Genomic DNA, 14,442 nt, shown 5'->3' with positions numbered 1-14,442 from the left:
CCTCTTGGTTATTTTGAGCTCGATTTACCCGAAACAATTCTTGCCCCGCTCATCAACTGAGCGGTTCCATTAGAGCTCGCTGTCTGTGCTGCGTGGGTTCCCCTGCTGAGCATTCCTTCTACGCCTGAACCTACGCTATATCCGGCCCAACTCATGGTGGCTAGAAAAACCATCGGCAGCACGATGAACATCGCCCCCATCACATACTCGATCACCTGTGCCGTGACGGTTCCATCCATGAAGCCGGATGTGGGCAACGACAACAGCACTTGATTGGAAGCCGAAACCTGGTTGTACAGGGTATCGAGCATGCTGGAGTCGACCCAGCGCGCCAGTTCCCACCAGAAGGTCAGCATGTGTAAGGTGAACAGCGCGAACGTCACCGTCATGACGGTCTTCCACTGGTAGGTACTGACTAACAGAATCAGCGGCAAGCTGATGATGACGCCCATGATCAGAAAGGCCTGCACCATCGGCAGGGCGGCGCGTAGTGCATTCATTGCCGGGAAGTTGCTGAAGGACCCGAGGGCCAACCCGGTGTTGGTAGCCAGGTTATTGAGTCCCTGATTGATCGAACCGCCACGGGCGCTGGAGCCATAGTCCTGGTACACCTGTCCGGGCGACATGGACATTGCTTGCTGGCGCGGGCTGACCAACTGACGCAAGGTGGCATCCTCGAGCTCGTTGCTCGAACGGCCAGTCAACCAACCTTTCAGCTGAGTCAGCAACGAGGGATCGACCTGTTCGATCAAGCGCTCGCGCAACCCGATACCGCTATCGCTCCACCACTGCTTGCAGGTGGGGTAGCCCGCACCATTCTCCAGTCGCGGCAAGGAAACATCGCGGCTGTCGTCATACGGCCAGCTGACTCGCGGTGTGCGTGAGCGATCCGTATCGTAGTAGCCAGGGGTATCGAGAAAATAGCTTGAACCGATCCACGCTGCGTCGTGACTTTGTGCTTTGTCCAACTGCGGACGGTTAGTGAACAGCCGGGAGCGAGAATAGCCATAACAGTCGCGAGTGAAGTCGGCGACTTCCTGCAGCAGTACCTGGCTGTCGATGCGCGAGCTGTCGATCTCCATGCGCATCTGCCGGATATCCGGTGCACAGGGGATAGAGGCGGTGGCCGCCGCAGTTACCCCTTTGCTCAAGGCATGCACCAGAAACCACCAGATCGGTACGTTGGCGGAGCGTTCGCCGATAGTATTGAAGGTCGTCCCCCAGGCGGTTTCTGCTGGCTTAGCCACACTCACGCCGCAGCGCTGACTCGCCGCATCATCGAACGTCATTGACGAGAGGCTCAACGGAAACACAGGCGCGCAACCGAACAACACGACGATGTAGGCCAGCCACAACCGGTTCTCGATCCGCGGCACCGAGAGCAGGCCCTTGTTGCCCTCATCCGCACCTTGCTGACGAGCAGACAACCATTCCTGCAAGATGATTGCACCGAAGGGCGCGGCAAACAGCCCAGTGTCGGACAGGACGCTCCAGAGGCCGTTGTTGATGATCCAGGCCAGCAGGGAGAGGTAAAACTCCAGGTAGCTGTTGGTGCTCATGAGCATGGTGGTGACCTCACAGTCGGGTGAGTTCGACGCAGGTAAAGAGCACGAGCCCTAATGCTCCGATGCGTTTCACGCACAGTCGATCCTGTGGTCGATGTCGGTAGCGCCGAAGCAGGTCCCACCAGAGCGCAAAGAGGGCGCCGTAGAGCAGGGCGCGCCACCACCGCAGATAGGGCCGTACGGATTCGAATGCCTGCTGCCAGGCCTCGAAGCTACCCAGCGCAGTGCGGCCAAGCCAGGTGACCAGTGCGGCGGTCAGGATCATCACCGCGGCAACTCCCAGACTCGCAAGTAAAATGAATAGCGGTGAGCGTTTCATGGCTCACTTGTGCCTGGCGTCAGCATCATTGAGTCGACCGGGCTCGGGGTCGCCTTGCTCGACGGTACGCGAAGCATCGGCACCACCGGCATGCCGATCGAGAACCAGGCTGGCGGTATTGGTGGCGAGCGTCTGCCGGACCTGCAGCTCGGTTTGTAGAAGACGTATTTCGCGCTCCAAGGCGTCGATGTTTTTCGTCAAGGCGGTCTGAGCCGGCTCGGCTGAAGCGATGTTCGGTTCGTGGCTGCCCGCCAGCAGCGTGCGCAGTAGCAGGAGCGCTTTGTCGAGCACGCTGGACAAGGCTGTCTCGCTGGCCAGGCGTCGCGCCAGCAGATCCTGGTCGGGATCGTCGCGCAGGGCTTCAATCACGCCACGGGTCACCGGCAGCATCGAGCTCGAGGCTTTAGCCAGGTTGTCAGGGGTAGGCGGCAGTGAGCCAGACAGCAACCCCTGCAGGGCCTTGAGACGTTCGCTGTAGGCCTCCTGGATCAGCGGCGTCAATCCGCTGCCAGCGGTAGCACGCAGGGTTTCGCAGGTGTCGCAGGTCGCGACTTCGCTCTCGCCCAACACGCGAACGGCCCATTCGGATTCCTCTTGGGGCGAGATCCAGGTCTGGCAAATAGCCCCACCCAGGCAATCGCTGCTACTGATCGAGGCACTGTTATCCACCGTACGGTTATGCAGCAAGTTGTAGCCCACGCGCACCACGTCGGCGGTCACCCGAATGGGTGTCTGCCCATTCCCACCAGCCTTCGAACCGCCGACCCAGGACACCCCATTGTTGCCGTTATGGGCCTCGGTGTTTTTCACCGCGGCCACGGCATCACCGCCGGTTTGCTCCAGGTTGCCTTGCATTTCTTGGTTCTTGGCCAGCGCGCCCCAGCCGGCTTGACCGACCTTGTCGGCCATTTTCTCGGCCATGGCCTGGCAGGTCAGCTTGGAGCGGTCGAAGTCGATGCGCCCCTGCATCACCCCGTTACTGAGCAACTCATAGAGACCGGGGTTGGCGCGCTGGATGATCAACGCCGGCAGCGACATCACCGCTTGGGTCGCGTTCTGCACGATGCTGCCCATGATCTGCTGGAAACCTTCGGTGACGCCGTTCAACTGGTTTTGCAGGGTGTTGGTGAGGCTCATGTTTCCGCACATCATGTTCGCTCGCCATGACCCGCCGACACCGAGACCACTGGGTCGGTAGAGCGAACTCGGTGAGCCGACTGCCGAGCCGCCACCAATGGTGTACATCACTCGGTCGTCGAGTACTTCGCCTTGAGTGCCCAGGCGGTAATCGCCCTCGGCAGCGAGGGCATGCGTGGCCATGGCGAGCAGTCCGTAGAGCACCAGACTCATCGTGCCCAACCTGGGTCGCGCGCGAAGCCGGCTCATGAAGCACCGCCGTCGAAGTCGATGCTGAACAGAAAGGTCTGCCCCTCACGTTTGCAGCAGCTATAGGGACGCCACAGCGACCAGGCGTAGCCGCCATCCGTGCTCTGTACCGGATCGCTGGGGAAGATGGCGCACGTGGGCTGAACCTGAGGGTAGAGCAATTGCCATTTGTGGGTCGAAGCGTCGTTTTCAACGATCGGGCCAGGCGGCCAGTAGCCGTCGCGTGGGGTGGGTGTGAGTGGTAAGTACACATGCGGCTGCCAGTTGCGGGTCATCACATCGCCGGCCCGTTGCGCCATGACTGCGGCTGCTTTGAAGTCGTCGGGCTGTACTAGAAAGCCCTGCCGGGGATAGACGTTGCCCCACATATTTCCCAAAGCCTGACGACCAATTTCACGGATCCCCGGCATGAGCGACTCGGGGTAAAGACTTTCCGGTATGCCATGGCGCCAGGCCAGTGAGTCCAGGGTGCTCAGGTAGTAGGGCATGAACGCAGTGGCACCGCTGGCGCAGGCATAGCCGGATTGCGAAGCCAGTTGCGTGGCGGCCCAGCCACCGGGGTGGCCGATACCGTCGACGTTCTTGAAGCGGGGCAGGTTGTCGCGCTGGGTGTTCGGCGTGATCAGGTTGCCGCCACCTTCCGCGCCGCTGATGGGAGAGGAGAGGGCGGCCATCTCTGTCCAGGGGTTGTTGCCGGTGGTGGCATAGCTCGAGACCACCAACTCAGGAATGAAATGACGAACCTTGGTCGAGGTTTTGACCTTGCAGCCGAAGGGCGTGCAGAGGAGCCAGAAACAAATGCCGACGACCCTGTATTCGAGACAGTTTAGAGAAAGCACGGAGGACGTGATGCTGGCGGTGTCCAGCGCCATGCTTGGGCCGCACATCAGAAGGACGCTCAGCGCCAAGGGCCTTAGCTTTGTGGGTGGGATTGACGAGCAGGCGACAGGCATGATCCAGGCTCTTGGTGTATGGCCTGGGCAGGTTCGGTTAGGGACGGAAGACTGTCAGTGGAAATTATGAAGGCGGATCTATCGGGTTTGTGAAACGTGAGACTATTATTTGACGTGAAGGGCGCTGCGCAGGATGTCCGGCTCTGTAAGCAGTTGATCTGCGGTAATTTCGAAAATATTGGCGAGCTTGCACAGGACCAATAGCGACGGGTTGCCCGTGCATCGTTCGATTTGACTGACGTAGGTGCGATCCACCTCGGCCATGAGCGCCAGCTGCTCTTGGGTTAGGTTTTTCACGCGTCGCATCAAGCGGATGTTTTCCGCCAGATGAAGACGAAGCTGTTCGTAGTCTTGAGTCATGCGCGCAAATTGCGCCTTGAGGGACTCTCAATCCACGGGATATAGTCTACATTGACATTCAACTAGGCCATTTGGTGTTCATGGCTGTTATCGAGCGTTCATTTGGTGTCGTTACGCTTTTCGAAGCTGCGCCCAGCATCTAACAATAAATCAGAAATTTAGGGTGTGTATGGACCAAAACTACATTTCAATTCCTGCGGCGGATGGTTGCCCAAGTCTTCTGACACCTTGGGGCAACGAATTTGCCCCGATGATCGAACGTGGCGTGCAATGCGCTCAGGCTTGGCTTGATACGCCCAGCGAGGTTCCACTGTGGTGGGAGATGGCGCAAACGCGCAAGACGCTTCCTGTCGGTGACTGCCAAGATGCTTTTGAAGCCGGATTTCTGTTAAGGATTCAGCAGCGGCTCCGAGGAGCATCGAAATAACCTGTCGCTCGCTCTAGAGCGCGACCGGAATAGATTTCCCTATGCGGGTTCTATTCCTCGCGCTCTATCGATCCGTTTAGCTACCCGGTAAGCCGCTTCCAACTCCGAGCAGCCGTTGTCCTGCATCAGTGTCCAGCGCTCGGCTTTTTCCTCGGGTTCAGTCATGGCCAGGGCGAGGTAAAGGCTGGGTGGCACGGCTCGAAACAGTGTCTCGAGCTTCTTCGACAGCACGACCCCTTCGGTATATTTACCTGGCTCCTTGCTTGCGGAGAGCAACAGGGCTTTTTGCGCCGGAGTGAGCTTCTTGAAGCGAGCGATTTCTTCGATTTCCGCGGGCGGCATGTTCAAACAAATCCACCATTCGATCATGTTGAGCATGGTCTGCGCAGCAGTGGGGAAGTCGGCAAGGTTTTGCGTCGCCAGCCAGAACCAAGCGCCGAGCTTGCGCCACATCTTCGTGCCCTTGACCACGAATGGCGCCAGCAGCGGGTTTTTGGTGATGATATGGCCCTCGTCGGTGACCATGATGATCGGCCGCCCCAAATACTGGTCGCGCTCGGCAAGGTTGTTCACGGTGTTCATCAGGCTGATGTAGCTAATGGACATCTGTGCCTCGTAACCTTCGCGAGCGTAAGTGGCCAGGTCGACAATGGTCACATCGCTCTCGGGCCAAGGCGTGCCCTCGCGATTGAACAGTTCGCCCTCGAAACCCTGGCAAAACAGGTCGATGGACTCGCCCATTTCCTGGGCACGCTCACGACGCTTCTCCGGTAAGTGCGTGTTGGCGGCGACGCGCAGTAAAGCGTCGCGCACGTCGCGGGTCAGTACCTGACGGCCCGCGGCGACACACATCTGCGCCGCATCGAGGATACACTCGCGAATCAGACTCCGATCGGCCCGGCTCAGGCGGGCTTCTTCCTTGACCTCACCGCCAGTGATCATTAGCCGGGCGGTGATTTCCAGTTCGCCAAGAACATCGCGCTGGTCTTCGCGACTGGTTACCACCTCATCGTCCAGCTCATCGATCGACAGACTCGCCACCTGATCCGGCTGCTCGACCAGGCGCCAGGCATCGGCAAAGGGGGCGAGACTGACCGAAGCGCCAGGTTTCAATTGGACCTTATTGACCGACAGGCCCTGTGTCGCGAAGTAGTCGCCCTGCAAGCCGAATGAGTTGCCAGCCTCGACGATAAATAAGCGTGGGCGGTACACCGCCATGATCTGCATCAGCAGGGTGACTAGGGTGGCCGACTTGCCGGCACCGGTGGGGCCGAACAACAGCAGATGGCCGTTCATGGCCCGGTCCAGCCGTGACAGAGGGTCGAAGCTCAGTGGCGAACCGCCGCGGTTGAACAGGGTGATGCCCGGGTGGCTGGTGCCGGTGCTGCGACCCCACACCGGAACCAGGTTCGCCAGGTGCTGGGCGAACATCAGCCGCGTGTACCAGTTGCGTGTGTCGCGGGCCGGGTTGTAAGCCATCGGTAGCCAACGCAGGTAACTGTTGCAGGCGGCGACTTCATCGCCTTCGCGTACCGGTTGCAGCCCCGCACCCAGCAGCGCGTTGGCCAGGCTGACCGAGCGCTGGTGCAATTGCTGCTCATCGTGACCGCGCACGTAGAACGCCAGCGTGCCGCGGTACAGCTTGTGCTGGCGGCCGATGATCGAGCGGGCTTCTTCGACATCCTGACGGGTCTGGGTCGAGGCCAGGTTTTCACCGATGGCTTTGCGCGCCAGGCGATTCAACTGATCCTCGAGCACATCTTGGGGTTTGACCACCAAGGTCAGACTCATCACCGTCCCTTCGGGTAACTGGTCGAACAGGGCATTCACCGCGTCGCCCTTGCGGATTTCGCCAGTGAGTTGGCCAATCGACGGTGCGCGCCGCAGCTTGTCCACCACCATCACCCGATGGGGCTGACCATCGAAAAACCAGAGTCCGCGCTGCACATCCGAACGCGGTTCGTTGAAGAACAGCCGCTCGGCGAAGTCATGATCAAAGGGCAGTTCCAGCGATTCACCGTCGCCTGACTCCGGATAGGCCACGCGGCGGTAGAACTTCTCGGGCGCTTCATCGGTGAGCCTGGGGGCCGGATTGAACCAGGGCACTAACCAGGCATAAAGACCGCGGCCATCGACTCGTACCGATTGTACGCCGCAGGCCTGCAACGAAGCCGCGATACGTTCGCAAGCCTCATGCAGGGATTGCACCGGGGTGAGTTCTGTCTCCTCGTCGTCAGACTCAAGCCAGCGATAAACCACCAAGCGCACCCGGCGGTTGTTTCCGCGCCACGGCAGGCGCGTGACTGCCTTGTCCTCGAACAGTCCTCCTGGCTTGGCGATGGCCTTCAGGTGTCGACGAGTAAGTTCCAAGTACGTGTCGGTGAAAACCGTGCCTCGCGCGCGGTCCTGAATATAGCCCGTGAGCCGGGTCAGGTAGGGAGTGAAGTCGTTGTCGTCCTGGCAGAAAAACTGCGCCACCCAAGGCGCTTGATCCAGCTCGTCAAAGCTATCCTGCAGGGCATCCTCAAGGGCATCGCGGGCCGCCATCAACCAATCGGGTTCGCGCCCTTCGGTGCCGATAGGTAGCAACTCGAACACCGCACCCACCGAACGATTGTCATCGAGCAGAAAACACTGCTCGGTATCGAGGTACTCGACCCACGGCAGGTGATCGGTGAAGCTGGGGTTGTGCGCATACAGTGCGGATTCATCGGCCAAGGTCGCGCGAGGGCGTAATGGGTTGCGCCAGGCTTTCCATGCGGGAGGGCGGTTGCCCGAATCGTCGCTACGCACTACAAGTCTTCCTGACGTTCACCCGGCAATGCGTACTGCACCTGTTGGTAAAACGGAAAGACCGTTGAGTAACCCGGGACCGGTGCCTGTTCGGTACCACTCAAATGCGGATACACGTACAGCACCAGATCGGGATTGGGCAGGCGAGGGAACAGGTTGCGGATCTCGTTCGCCGCTGTACGCGTGTACGGTTCCTGGAGCGCCGCGGAGAAATCTGTCTGGGCCAGCGGACGGCGTAACTGTTGACGAGCATCCAGCAGTTGCTGCTGAGTGCCTTGTGAGCCGGCGCCGTTCCAGATGTCCAGCATGGTTTGCTCGCCATGGGGCAGCAGCGTGTCCTTGTCGGTGGAACACCCCGCCAGGACTAAGCAAAGCACGCTAATCCAGATCAGGCAGGGAGGCATGGTCTTTTTCATGGCGAACGCTCCGGCCCTTGGGCTCGTAGTCGATGGTGATCTCATGGTCGAGGTGCAGTGCGACCTGTGCGGCCGGTGGCACGTACACGGCAGCAAAGGCCTCGCCATACAGCTTGTTGACCCACTCGCGGATGTCGCTGACCCCATCACTGAGAATTGAATTCAGTGCGCTATTGCCCGTGTTGCTGGTGACCCCGAGCGTACTGCCGCCCGAACTGATCACACTGCTGTTGTTCCGCTCATCCCCGAGCAAGGCGGCAACACCGGCGCCGGCGGCCGTGATCAGGCTCTGGCTGCCGAGGTACTGCTGGGCGTTCGAGCGGCGCTCGCCGGCAATGCACGGAATGCCATACGGATCGGACAAGTAACCGAGTCCACCGCGGATCTTGTCGGTGTTCGTGCTCTGGGTGGTGGAGGCATTGCGGCTGGCTACCGCCTTCGGCTGAGGCACCGTGCGGATGGTGCCATCGGTAAACACAAAGGTGATTGACTCGACCTGTCCGCGTACGCAAGACAGGGTCCAGTCACCGGACGCCGTGCCGCTCATCACGGCACCCGCGACGTCCGGCAGGTCGATGCCGTTGGCCGTCAGGTTCTCCGGGCCGACCAGCACCTTGAAGGGATAGGGATCATTCACGGTGCCGTCCACCGGAACTCGGCCGATCAGCGCGCTCATGGCGACCGAGCCCATCATTGTGGCGTTTTCAGGAATGGTGTAGACCGGTTTCGCGCCTTCGGTACGATCAACGGATCGCGTCAGGTCACGCTCAGACTGGGTGACCGCAATTAACTGTTTCTGGCTGCGATCAATCGCGTTATCTTTCAAGCCCTCCGGTGAGTTGAAGGCGGTAGGCAGACTCAGTGCGGAGGAGGTCTTGGTTTTGCCTCCGGCGTCGGTGGACGAAGCATCCGAGGGTTCAATCCACTGCAGCGCATCATTGGTTGAGTGCCGCCCTTCAAACTGAGCCCCGTCGTCGGGCTCAAGCCCCAATCCGATTGGCATGTCCTTGCCTTTGCCGGTCAGCCCCGACAACTTGTCTTGCAATTGCGTCAGTAGACCGCGGGCCTGGCGACTGTCTTGTTCCGCTTTGAGTCGGGCCTCGTTGGCTTGTCGGCGGCCTTCGTCGACCTGCTGGGTCACACTGCCAAGCGCCGTCTGGATTCGCGAATCAACACTGTTTTCCCGCTCGCGCAGACGGTTATTTTCCGCCAGCAGTGAGTCATTGTGTTTCTTCAAACCGAGCATGTCGCTGCGCATGGCCTTCACCTGGCCGACCAGGGTGGCGACTGTATCGCGTGGGGTATCGCCCGCAATGCCGAGTGACTTGGCTTGCTCGGCGGATAACTGAAGGTTGCCCTGATCAACTGGGTTTTCTGGAGAGGAACTGCTGCCACCCGCGACCCAGGTTTTCAGGATGATCAGCACCACGGCCAGCAGCGCAGCCGGTACCAGCCATTTGAGCAAGGCGTTAGCCTTCATCGTCAGCACCTCGCGCAACGGGCGGGAGCAGCACGGCGTGTTCGAGGCCGGCACCGCGGGTGACGAGGTAGGCGATCGTGGTGTCTTCAGCACTGCCGACAGACCCGAGGAAAGCATGTTGGAAGGCCGCAGCGAACAGCTTGGCCTGAAGCCGGCGCGGATCGAGTTGCACCGTCTCTGAACCACGATTGCGCAACTTCACCGCCGTTACCCAGTAATCACCGAGTCGCCAGGCGGCGATGGGTGTGCTGGATACGTTTTCCGTCGGCAGCAGGGTCGGCAGTTCGGTGTGCCGCTTGAGCGGGACGCGGCGTACACCGGGCAGGGACTCCACGGTGCGCAGCGGCGCGTACAGGCTCTGTGCGGCGTAGCGCGTCAAAGCGACCGGGATCGGTGTACGTTCGGGAACCGGGGCGGTGCTGGATTCAGCCTCGGTAGCTCGCACCTGGGCATTCTTGAGAATACGTAAGGGCTCCAGCGGTTGATCGCCGGGAGTTGCCGCGATATCCAGCAGGATGATTTCGCCCGTCGCGACCGATTGCAGTTGCAGTCGGGTCGGTGCAATGGCTTCCGACGCGCGCAGGTACAGCGTGCCACCGGTTGATTGCACGCGCAGCTTGCCCGTCAGGGTTGAGGGCACACCGACGCGAACAGCCTCATCGATAAAGACCACTCGTTCCTGATTGATCACCAGAGGGACCGCGAGGGGGAGGCGTTCCCAGTGCATCAGCTCGACGGCATGCGCTGCAGCTCCCCATAGCATCAGTGCGCCGGTGAGTCTTAGGGTCGAAACCCGCTTCATGGCTCACCTCCAGGCAGGGAGATCTTTTGCGGAGTGCCCTGATAACAATCCAGTGCCAGCCCCCACTTATTGCGTTCGGGGTCCAGATCAAAACGCACCACGCGTAATGGATAACGCACCACCACCCGCTTCACCGGTTCGGCGGCGTAATACTCATCGGCATTGAGGTCGAGTTTGACCAGCCAGCTGTCGCGGTCGAGTTGCTTGACCCTGAGTTCCGGATCCTCGCTGTAACCTCGTCCCAGGATTTCGTAGACGCCACGCACCCGCTGGCGGAGTTCGCCAGCGGCCTTGCGGTACTCGTAGTCGCCGTCGAGGAAGGCCTTGCAGGCGGGGGTCAGGTAGGACTGCAAGCCATAGATGGCGCGGCGATAATCCTGCTCGCCATCCGAGGGCCAGCGGTTGAGTTGGCCAAAGATGTACAGGGCAAAGGCATAGACATTCTCTGAGGGAATATCCCACCACTTACGCGTGCTGCCCGAGCGCAGATCTGGCGGTACATGCACGGTCAGATCGGTTGGTGTCGAGCGCCAGCCATACCAGAGTCCGGCACAGACCAGGGCGAGGATCACTACCGCCAGGCGCAGGCTGAAGATGTGGGCCTGCTGAGCATCCACCTTGTTCCGAAAACGACTCATGGCTGCCACCGGGACAGGGCAGGGCGCAGTCGACGCGAACGACGAACCGTCCAGGCGCTGGAGTGAAGGATCAAACGTCCGCGACCCAGGCGCCAGCGGCTAGCCAGTACCCATTCGAGCTTGCGGTACAACCAGGTCTCGGGGCGAGCCCGTTTGGCCCGACGCAGTAGTGTGCCACCGGCAAATAACCCCACCGCCATGCCTGCGATCATGCTGGTCGGCGCCACGGCAATGGAGGCGGTGGCGATCGCCAGAGGAACGCCCAGCAGCAGGCCAATGACAGCGCCGGTGCCGAGCGCTACCCACATCTCATCATTGGTTAAACCGCGCAATATGGCGGGATCACGATTGAGTCGCTCTGGCAGAAAGACCAAGGTGCCGTCGACAAGGTGTTCGATAGCGTCGTTCATGCCAACCTCACAGAATCGCGGCAGCCTTGGTCAGGAACCAGATGATGATCACCACCAGCAGGGCCCCGATACCGACCACCGCGCCAAGGTCTTTCCAAGTCTTGCGCTGATTTTGCACGTCGGCGTACACGGTCAGCGAGTGCCAGGCCACCCCCAAGAAAGCGAGCAGGGCGATCAGCAGGCCGAGGAGGATGCCGCCGTCGTAGGCGTAGTTTTTGATCGTCTCGATCAACCCGGAGCCTTCTCCGCGCGAAGGCGCTTCCATGGTCGGGAGTTCGGCAAAAGCCAGACTTGGACCGAGTACCAACAGCAGACCGATCAAGCGCTGGCTCGCACGATCACGCAGGTTGTTTTTCAGGGGGGCAAGGCACTTGAGCATGACTATCTCCTGGTTTAGGAAAGGGTGAAGAACATCAGAACCAACAACGCGAGCAAGACGCGTGCTGCACTACCGCCAAACGCGCCGAAGCGCACACTACCTGTCGCCCATCCCCGGTAAGCCGTCCACATCACCCATGCACACCACAGCAGGGTCAAGACGAGAACCAGGGAAAGCCAGAGCGTCGAACTGCTCTGTGCCGAGAAGCCGGAGGCGTTTTGGAACGCTGAGGTTTGGGCGTCAGTCATGCTCATGGCGAGGGCTCCGCAGTCGGAGCGTCGAGGCGGTAATCACCGACCAGTTCAGCGGAATCTCGGGGTTGAGCGCGGGAGGGGGAGAGATAGCCCTGAACGCTTTGACGAATGCGCTGGATGTCCCGGATTAAGCGGGTGTAGTCGAATCGATATCGGTCGTCGGGTTCAGTCGTGCTGGCTGTCTTAGCTCGCGTTGCAAGGCGCTCTATAGTGTCGAGTTGCTGCTGGACTAGGCTGAGTTGTTCGCGCTCATGACCAGATGCGGCATAGCTGCTGCCATCGACGATAGCCAGCGAGAGTAGTAAGCAGCGAAAGACGGTAGTTGGCATGATGCTGGCCCATATGGATCTGGGAGCAGAATCAAGTTAGAGGTCGAATTATTCCGTAAGAAATCTGAGGTCTGATGAATCGCTTTTTTTGTTCTTCATTGAGCTCCAGGAAACACAGAAACAAGAACGCCGATTTGATTGATGATGTTTATACGAGCTAGCACATCCAACAAACCGGCGTTCTTATGCGCGATGTTAATACTTATCTTCCTTTTTGGGAGGGCTTTTCTGTTGTCACGATCAAGCCTGATGGTGACGTGCTACAGATCGATCTGACTCCCCATTCCACCTGATTCCCGTTCTGTGGTGGGTACCGAAAGCCTTGGTCAAACCACCCATGAGTATTGCGAGCGAGTCGTTCGTGATTTGCCCATTCTCGGTCGTGCGGTGCGCCTCAGCATATTGCTCAGGCGTATTGATTTCGAACTATGGACTGGGGGGCGTTTGATATTCAGCCCCCTGCATCATCTTGCGACGCCCCCATCCGTGGCGTTCAACTCCGGTGTCAATCCTCGTGTCATTGACGATTCAAGCTCGCTAAAGCTTATTTGGGTGAGTCTGCACCTAGAGCGCAAGGATTTACTGTCGGAGATTCACTACCTACTGACGATGGTTCAGGTAATCGCCGTTGTGAGGATGCATACAGGATTGCGTAGTAACGAGATTATGCGACTTGCGTGAGGCGACATTATTCGGTGGTTGTGGCATGCCTGAGGCGGGCACTGAGGATAGGGCCATCCTCAGTGCCCGCCCGCTTCTATTGCCGGAAGTTACTTGCTCGACCAAGCGATAAAACGTTGCTCCAGGCTCTCGCCGTGCTCGGTCCAGAAGTCCACGTCCATCTGCAAGGCGTTCTGCATGTTCTGCGGCGCAGTCGGCAGGTCGGCGGCCAGTTCCGGGCTCAGCAGGCTGATGGTGCCTTTGTTCGACGGGCCGTACGCCATGTGCTCGGTGTAGATTTTCTGCTGCGCCGGCTGCATGGCGAATTTGATGAACTTGTAGGCCTCGTCCAGGTTCGGCGTGCCCTTGGGAATGGCCCACTCATCGAACTGGTAGAGGTTGCCGTCCCAGACGATTTTCAGCGGTGCGCCGGATAGCTTGGCGGCATAGATCCGGCCGTTGTAGGCCGAGCTCATGATCACGTCGCCGGAGATCAGGTATTGCGGCGGCTGGGCGCCGGCTTCCCACCACTGGATGTAGGGCTTGAGTTCGTCGAGCTTGGCGAAGGCGCGGCTCACGCCGGCGTCGGTGGACAGTTCCTTGTACACGTCCTTGGGCGCCACGCCGTCGGCCATCAGGGCGAATTCCAGGGCGCCGCGGGCGGATTTGCGCAGGCTGCGCTTGCCGGGGAATTTCTTCACGTCCCAGAAATCTTTCCAGCCCTGGGGCGCGGTCTTGAGCTTCTCGGTGTTGTAGGCCAGGACGTTGGACCAGACGAAAATCCCCACGCCGCAGGTCTGTACGGTGCCGTCGATAAAGTCTTCCACCAGCCCGATGCGGCTCATGTCGATCTTCTCGAACAGGCCATCGTCGCAACCACGGCTGAGGTCGTTGTCTTCGATGTCGAGCACGTCCCAGTTGACGCTCTTGGTGTCGACCATGGCCTTGACCTTGGCCATCTCGCCGTTCCATTCGCCGGCGATGATCTTGGTCCCGGTGGCTTTTTCGTAGGGTTTGTAGAAGCCCGCCACTTGGGCGTCCTTGCTCGCGCCGCCGTAGGAAATCACGGTCAGGTCCTTGGCCATGGCCTGGCCCACGGCCAGGCTCAGGCAACCGCTGAGCAGCACAAACTTCAGTGTTTTCGACATGGTGAAACTCCCAAAAAAAGTAGTACCGCAACGGAGTGCTAAGGGCAGTGTCAGCTCGGCGGGGCGGGAACGAATCAGCACCGCGCCGGTTGCTTTACCGGACATTCGAAGTTCCGGGCTGAT

16 protein-coding genes and 2 pseudogenes are annotated in these 14,442 nt (G+C 59.8%); 3 read left to right on the top strand and 15 right to left on the bottom strand.

Annotation, left to right across the window (positions count from 1 at the left end; genetic code table 11):
- Positions 1 to 8: 8 nt before the first annotated feature.
- The 5 genes from U5A08_RS19770 to U5A08_RS19750 form a co-directional block, all read right to left on the bottom strand.
- Entirely contained in the window at positions 9 to 1,565 is a 1,557-nt protein-coding gene (locus U5A08_RS19770) for a conjugal transfer protein TraG N-terminal domain-containing protein (protein ID WP_321848224.1), read from the bottom strand.
- A gap of 10 nt (positions 1,566 to 1,575) precedes the next feature.
- The gene (locus tag U5A08_RS19765; RefSeq protein WP_321848222.1) at positions 1,576 to 1,884 is read right to left on the bottom strand and encodes a hypothetical protein; all 309 of its coding nucleotides are present in this window, start codon (positions 1,882 to 1,884) and stop codon (positions 1,576 to 1,578) included.
- Between the two features lie 3 nt (positions 1,885 to 1,887).
- On the bottom strand, positions 1,888 to 3,270 hold the full coding sequence (locus tag U5A08_RS19760) for an integrating conjugative element protein (protein ID WP_321848221.1): 1,383 nt from the start codon (positions 3,268 to 3,270) through the stop codon (positions 1,888 to 1,890).
- A complete protein-coding gene (locus U5A08_RS19755; protein ID WP_321848219.1) occupies positions 3,267 to 4,223 on the bottom strand; it encodes a TIGR03756 family integrating conjugative element protein in 957 nt (318 codons plus the stop codon). The genes U5A08_RS19760 and U5A08_RS19755 overlap by 4 nt, the downstream gene beginning before the upstream one ends.
- A 105-nt stretch (positions 4,224 to 4,328) precedes the next feature.
- Positions 4,329 to 4,583, bottom strand: a complete 255-nt coding sequence (locus U5A08_RS19750) for a helix-turn-helix domain-containing protein (protein ID WP_321848217.1) — start codon at positions 4,581 to 4,583, stop codon at positions 4,329 to 4,331.
- Positions 4,584 to 4,752: 169 nt separating this feature from the next.
- Between U5A08_RS19750 and U5A08_RS19745 the strand changes: the two genes are divergently transcribed.
- Positions 4,753 to 5,010 carry a LasR-specific antiactivator QslA gene (locus U5A08_RS19745; RefSeq protein ID WP_321848215.1) on the top strand — a complete coding sequence of 86 codons (258 nt, stop codon included), beginning with the start codon at positions 4,753 to 4,755 and terminating at the stop codon, positions 5,008 to 5,010.
- Between the two features lie 39 nt (positions 5,011 to 5,049).
- Here U5A08_RS19745 and U5A08_RS19740 read toward each other — a convergent pair whose 3' ends face one another.
- The 9 genes from U5A08_RS19740 to U5A08_RS19700 are packed head-to-tail and all read right to left on the bottom strand — an operon-like array spanning position 5,050 to position 12,511.
- Positions 5,050 to 7,803, bottom strand: a complete 2,754-nt coding sequence (locus tag U5A08_RS19740; protein WP_321848213.1) for a conjugative transfer ATPase — start codon at positions 7,801 to 7,803, stop codon at positions 5,050 to 5,052.
- Positions 7,803 to 8,207: a TIGR03751 family conjugal transfer lipoprotein gene (locus U5A08_RS19735; RefSeq protein WP_482221466.1), complete on the bottom strand. Its 405-nt coding sequence runs from the start codon at positions 8,205 to 8,207 to the stop codon at positions 7,803 to 7,805. The genes U5A08_RS19740 and U5A08_RS19735 overlap by 1 nt, the downstream gene beginning before the upstream one ends.
- Complete coding sequence (locus U5A08_RS19730) at positions 8,182 to 9,699, bottom strand: TIGR03752 family integrating conjugative element protein (protein ID WP_321848209.1); 1,518 nt, start codon at positions 9,697 to 9,699, stop codon at positions 8,182 to 8,184. The genes U5A08_RS19735 and U5A08_RS19730 overlap by 26 nt, the downstream gene beginning before the upstream one ends.
- Entirely contained in the window at positions 9,689 to 10,501 is an 813-nt protein-coding gene (locus U5A08_RS19725; protein WP_321848207.1) for a TIGR03749 family integrating conjugative element protein, read from the bottom strand. The genes U5A08_RS19730 and U5A08_RS19725 overlap by 11 nt, the downstream gene beginning before the upstream one ends.
- Positions 10,498 to 11,139, bottom strand: coding sequence for a PFL_4703 family integrating conjugative element protein (locus U5A08_RS19720; protein WP_321848206.1), 642 nt, complete (start codon positions 11,137 to 11,139; stop codon positions 10,498 to 10,500). The genes U5A08_RS19725 and U5A08_RS19720 overlap by 4 nt, the downstream gene beginning before the upstream one ends.
- The gene (locus U5A08_RS19715; protein ID WP_321848205.1) at positions 11,136 to 11,549 is read right to left on the bottom strand and encodes a TIGR03750 family conjugal transfer protein; all 414 of its coding nucleotides are present in this window, start codon (positions 11,547 to 11,549) and stop codon (positions 11,136 to 11,138) included. Before U5A08_RS19715 ends, U5A08_RS19720 begins: the two co-directional genes overlap by 4 nt.
- A gap of 7 nt (positions 11,550 to 11,556) precedes the next feature.
- Positions 11,557 to 11,928 (bottom strand): TIGR03745 family integrating conjugative element membrane protein, encoded by a 372-nt coding sequence (locus tag U5A08_RS19710; protein WP_060738069.1) that lies wholly within the window; start codon positions 11,926 to 11,928, stop codon positions 11,557 to 11,559.
- A gap of 14 nt (positions 11,929 to 11,942) precedes the next feature.
- Complete coding sequence (locus U5A08_RS19705) at positions 11,943 to 12,182, bottom strand: TIGR03758 family integrating conjugative element protein (protein ID WP_321848202.1); 240 nt, start codon at positions 12,180 to 12,182, stop codon at positions 11,943 to 11,945.
- On the bottom strand, positions 12,179 to 12,511 hold the full coding sequence (locus U5A08_RS19700) for an integrative conjugative element protein, RAQPRD family (RefSeq protein ID WP_321848201.1): 333 nt from the start codon (positions 12,509 to 12,511) through the stop codon (positions 12,179 to 12,181). Before U5A08_RS19700 ends, U5A08_RS19705 begins: the two co-directional genes overlap by 4 nt.
- 185 nt (positions 12,512 to 12,696) lie before the next feature.
- Between U5A08_RS19700 and U5A08_RS29960 the strand changes: the two are divergent.
- Positions 12,697 to 12,928 (top strand): annotated as a pseudogene (locus tag U5A08_RS29960) (ISL3 family transposase); the annotation flags it as partial.
- Positions 12,917 to 13,189 (top strand): annotated as a pseudogene (locus tag U5A08_RS19695) (tyrosine-type recombinase/integrase); the annotation flags it as partial. The pseudogenes U5A08_RS29960 and U5A08_RS19695, both read left to right, overlap by 12 nt.
- 92 nt (positions 13,190 to 13,281) lie before the next feature.
- Here the strand turns inward: U5A08_RS19695 and U5A08_RS19690 are convergent.
- The gene (locus tag U5A08_RS19690; RefSeq protein WP_321848199.1) at positions 13,282 to 14,319 is read right to left on the bottom strand and encodes an ABC transporter substrate-binding protein; all 1,038 of its coding nucleotides are present in this window, start codon (positions 14,317 to 14,319) and stop codon (positions 13,282 to 13,284) included.
- Positions 14,320 to 14,442 lie beyond the last annotated feature (123 nt).

Origin of the sequence: Pseudomonas paraveronii (assembly GCF_963681955.1) — a bacterium.
Classification (GTDB): Bacteria; Pseudomonadota; Gammaproteobacteria; order Pseudomonadales; family Pseudomonadaceae; genus Aquipseudomonas; species Aquipseudomonas paraveronii.
This window is presented reverse-complemented; position numbering and strand designations above follow the sequence as displayed.

What these genes read in the sequence shown, in the direction of transcription:
- U5A08_RS19755 (WP_321848219.1), bottom strand. Translation starts at nt 4,223, where the DNA reads ATGCCTGTCGCCTGCTCGTCAATCCCACCCACAAAGCTAAGGCCCTTG.
- U5A08_RS19725 (WP_321848207.1), bottom strand. Translation starts at nt 10,501, where the DNA reads ATGAAGCGGGTTTCGACCCTAAGACTCACCGGCGCACTGATGCTATGG.
- U5A08_RS19715 (WP_321848205.1), bottom strand. Translation starts at nt 11,549, where the DNA reads ATGAACGACGCTATCGAACACCTTGTCGACGGCACCTTGGTCTTTCTG.
- U5A08_RS19760 (WP_321848221.1), bottom strand. Translation starts at nt 3,270, where the DNA reads ATGAGCCGGCTTCGCGCGCGACCCAGGTTGGGCACGATGAGTCTGGTG.
- U5A08_RS19745 (WP_321848215.1), top strand. Translation starts at nt 4,753, where the DNA reads ATGGACCAAAACTACATTTCAATTCCTGCGGCGGATGGTTGCCCAAGT.
- U5A08_RS19765 (WP_321848222.1), bottom strand. Translation starts at nt 1,884, where the DNA reads ATGAAACGCTCACCGCTATTCATTTTACTTGCGAGTCTGGGAGTTGCC.
- U5A08_RS19700 (WP_321848201.1), bottom strand. Translation starts at nt 12,511, where the DNA reads ATGCCAACTACCGTCTTTCGCTGCTTACTACTCTCGCTGGCTATCGTC.
- U5A08_RS19710 (WP_060738069.1), bottom strand. Translation starts at nt 11,928, where the DNA reads ATGCTCAAGTGCCTTGCCCCCCTGAAAAACAACCTGCGTGATCGTGCG.
- U5A08_RS19735 (WP_482221466.1), bottom strand. Translation starts at nt 8,207, where the DNA reads ATGCCTCCCTGCCTGATCTGGATTAGCGTGCTTTGCTTAGTCCTGGCG.
- U5A08_RS19750 (WP_321848217.1), bottom strand. Translation starts at nt 4,583, where the DNA reads ATGACTCAAGACTACGAACAGCTTCGTCTTCATCTGGCGGAAAACATC.
- U5A08_RS19730 (WP_321848209.1), bottom strand. Translation starts at nt 9,699, where the DNA reads ATGAAGGCTAACGCCTTGCTCAAATGGCTGGTACCGGCTGCGCTGCTG.
- U5A08_RS19770 (WP_321848224.1), bottom strand. Translation starts at nt 1,565, where the DNA reads ATGCTCATGAGCACCAACAGCTACCTGGAGTTTTACCTCTCCCTGCTG.
- U5A08_RS19690 (WP_321848199.1), bottom strand. Translation starts at nt 14,319, where the DNA reads ATGTCGAAAACACTGAAGTTTGTGCTGCTCAGCGGTTGCCTGAGCCTG.
- U5A08_RS19705 (WP_321848202.1), bottom strand. Translation starts at nt 12,182, where the DNA reads ATGAGCATGACTGACGCCCAAACCTCAGCGTTCCAAAACGCCTCCGGC.
- U5A08_RS19720 (WP_321848206.1), bottom strand. Translation starts at nt 11,139, where the DNA reads ATGAGTCGTTTTCGGAACAAGGTGGATGCTCAGCAGGCCCACATCTTC.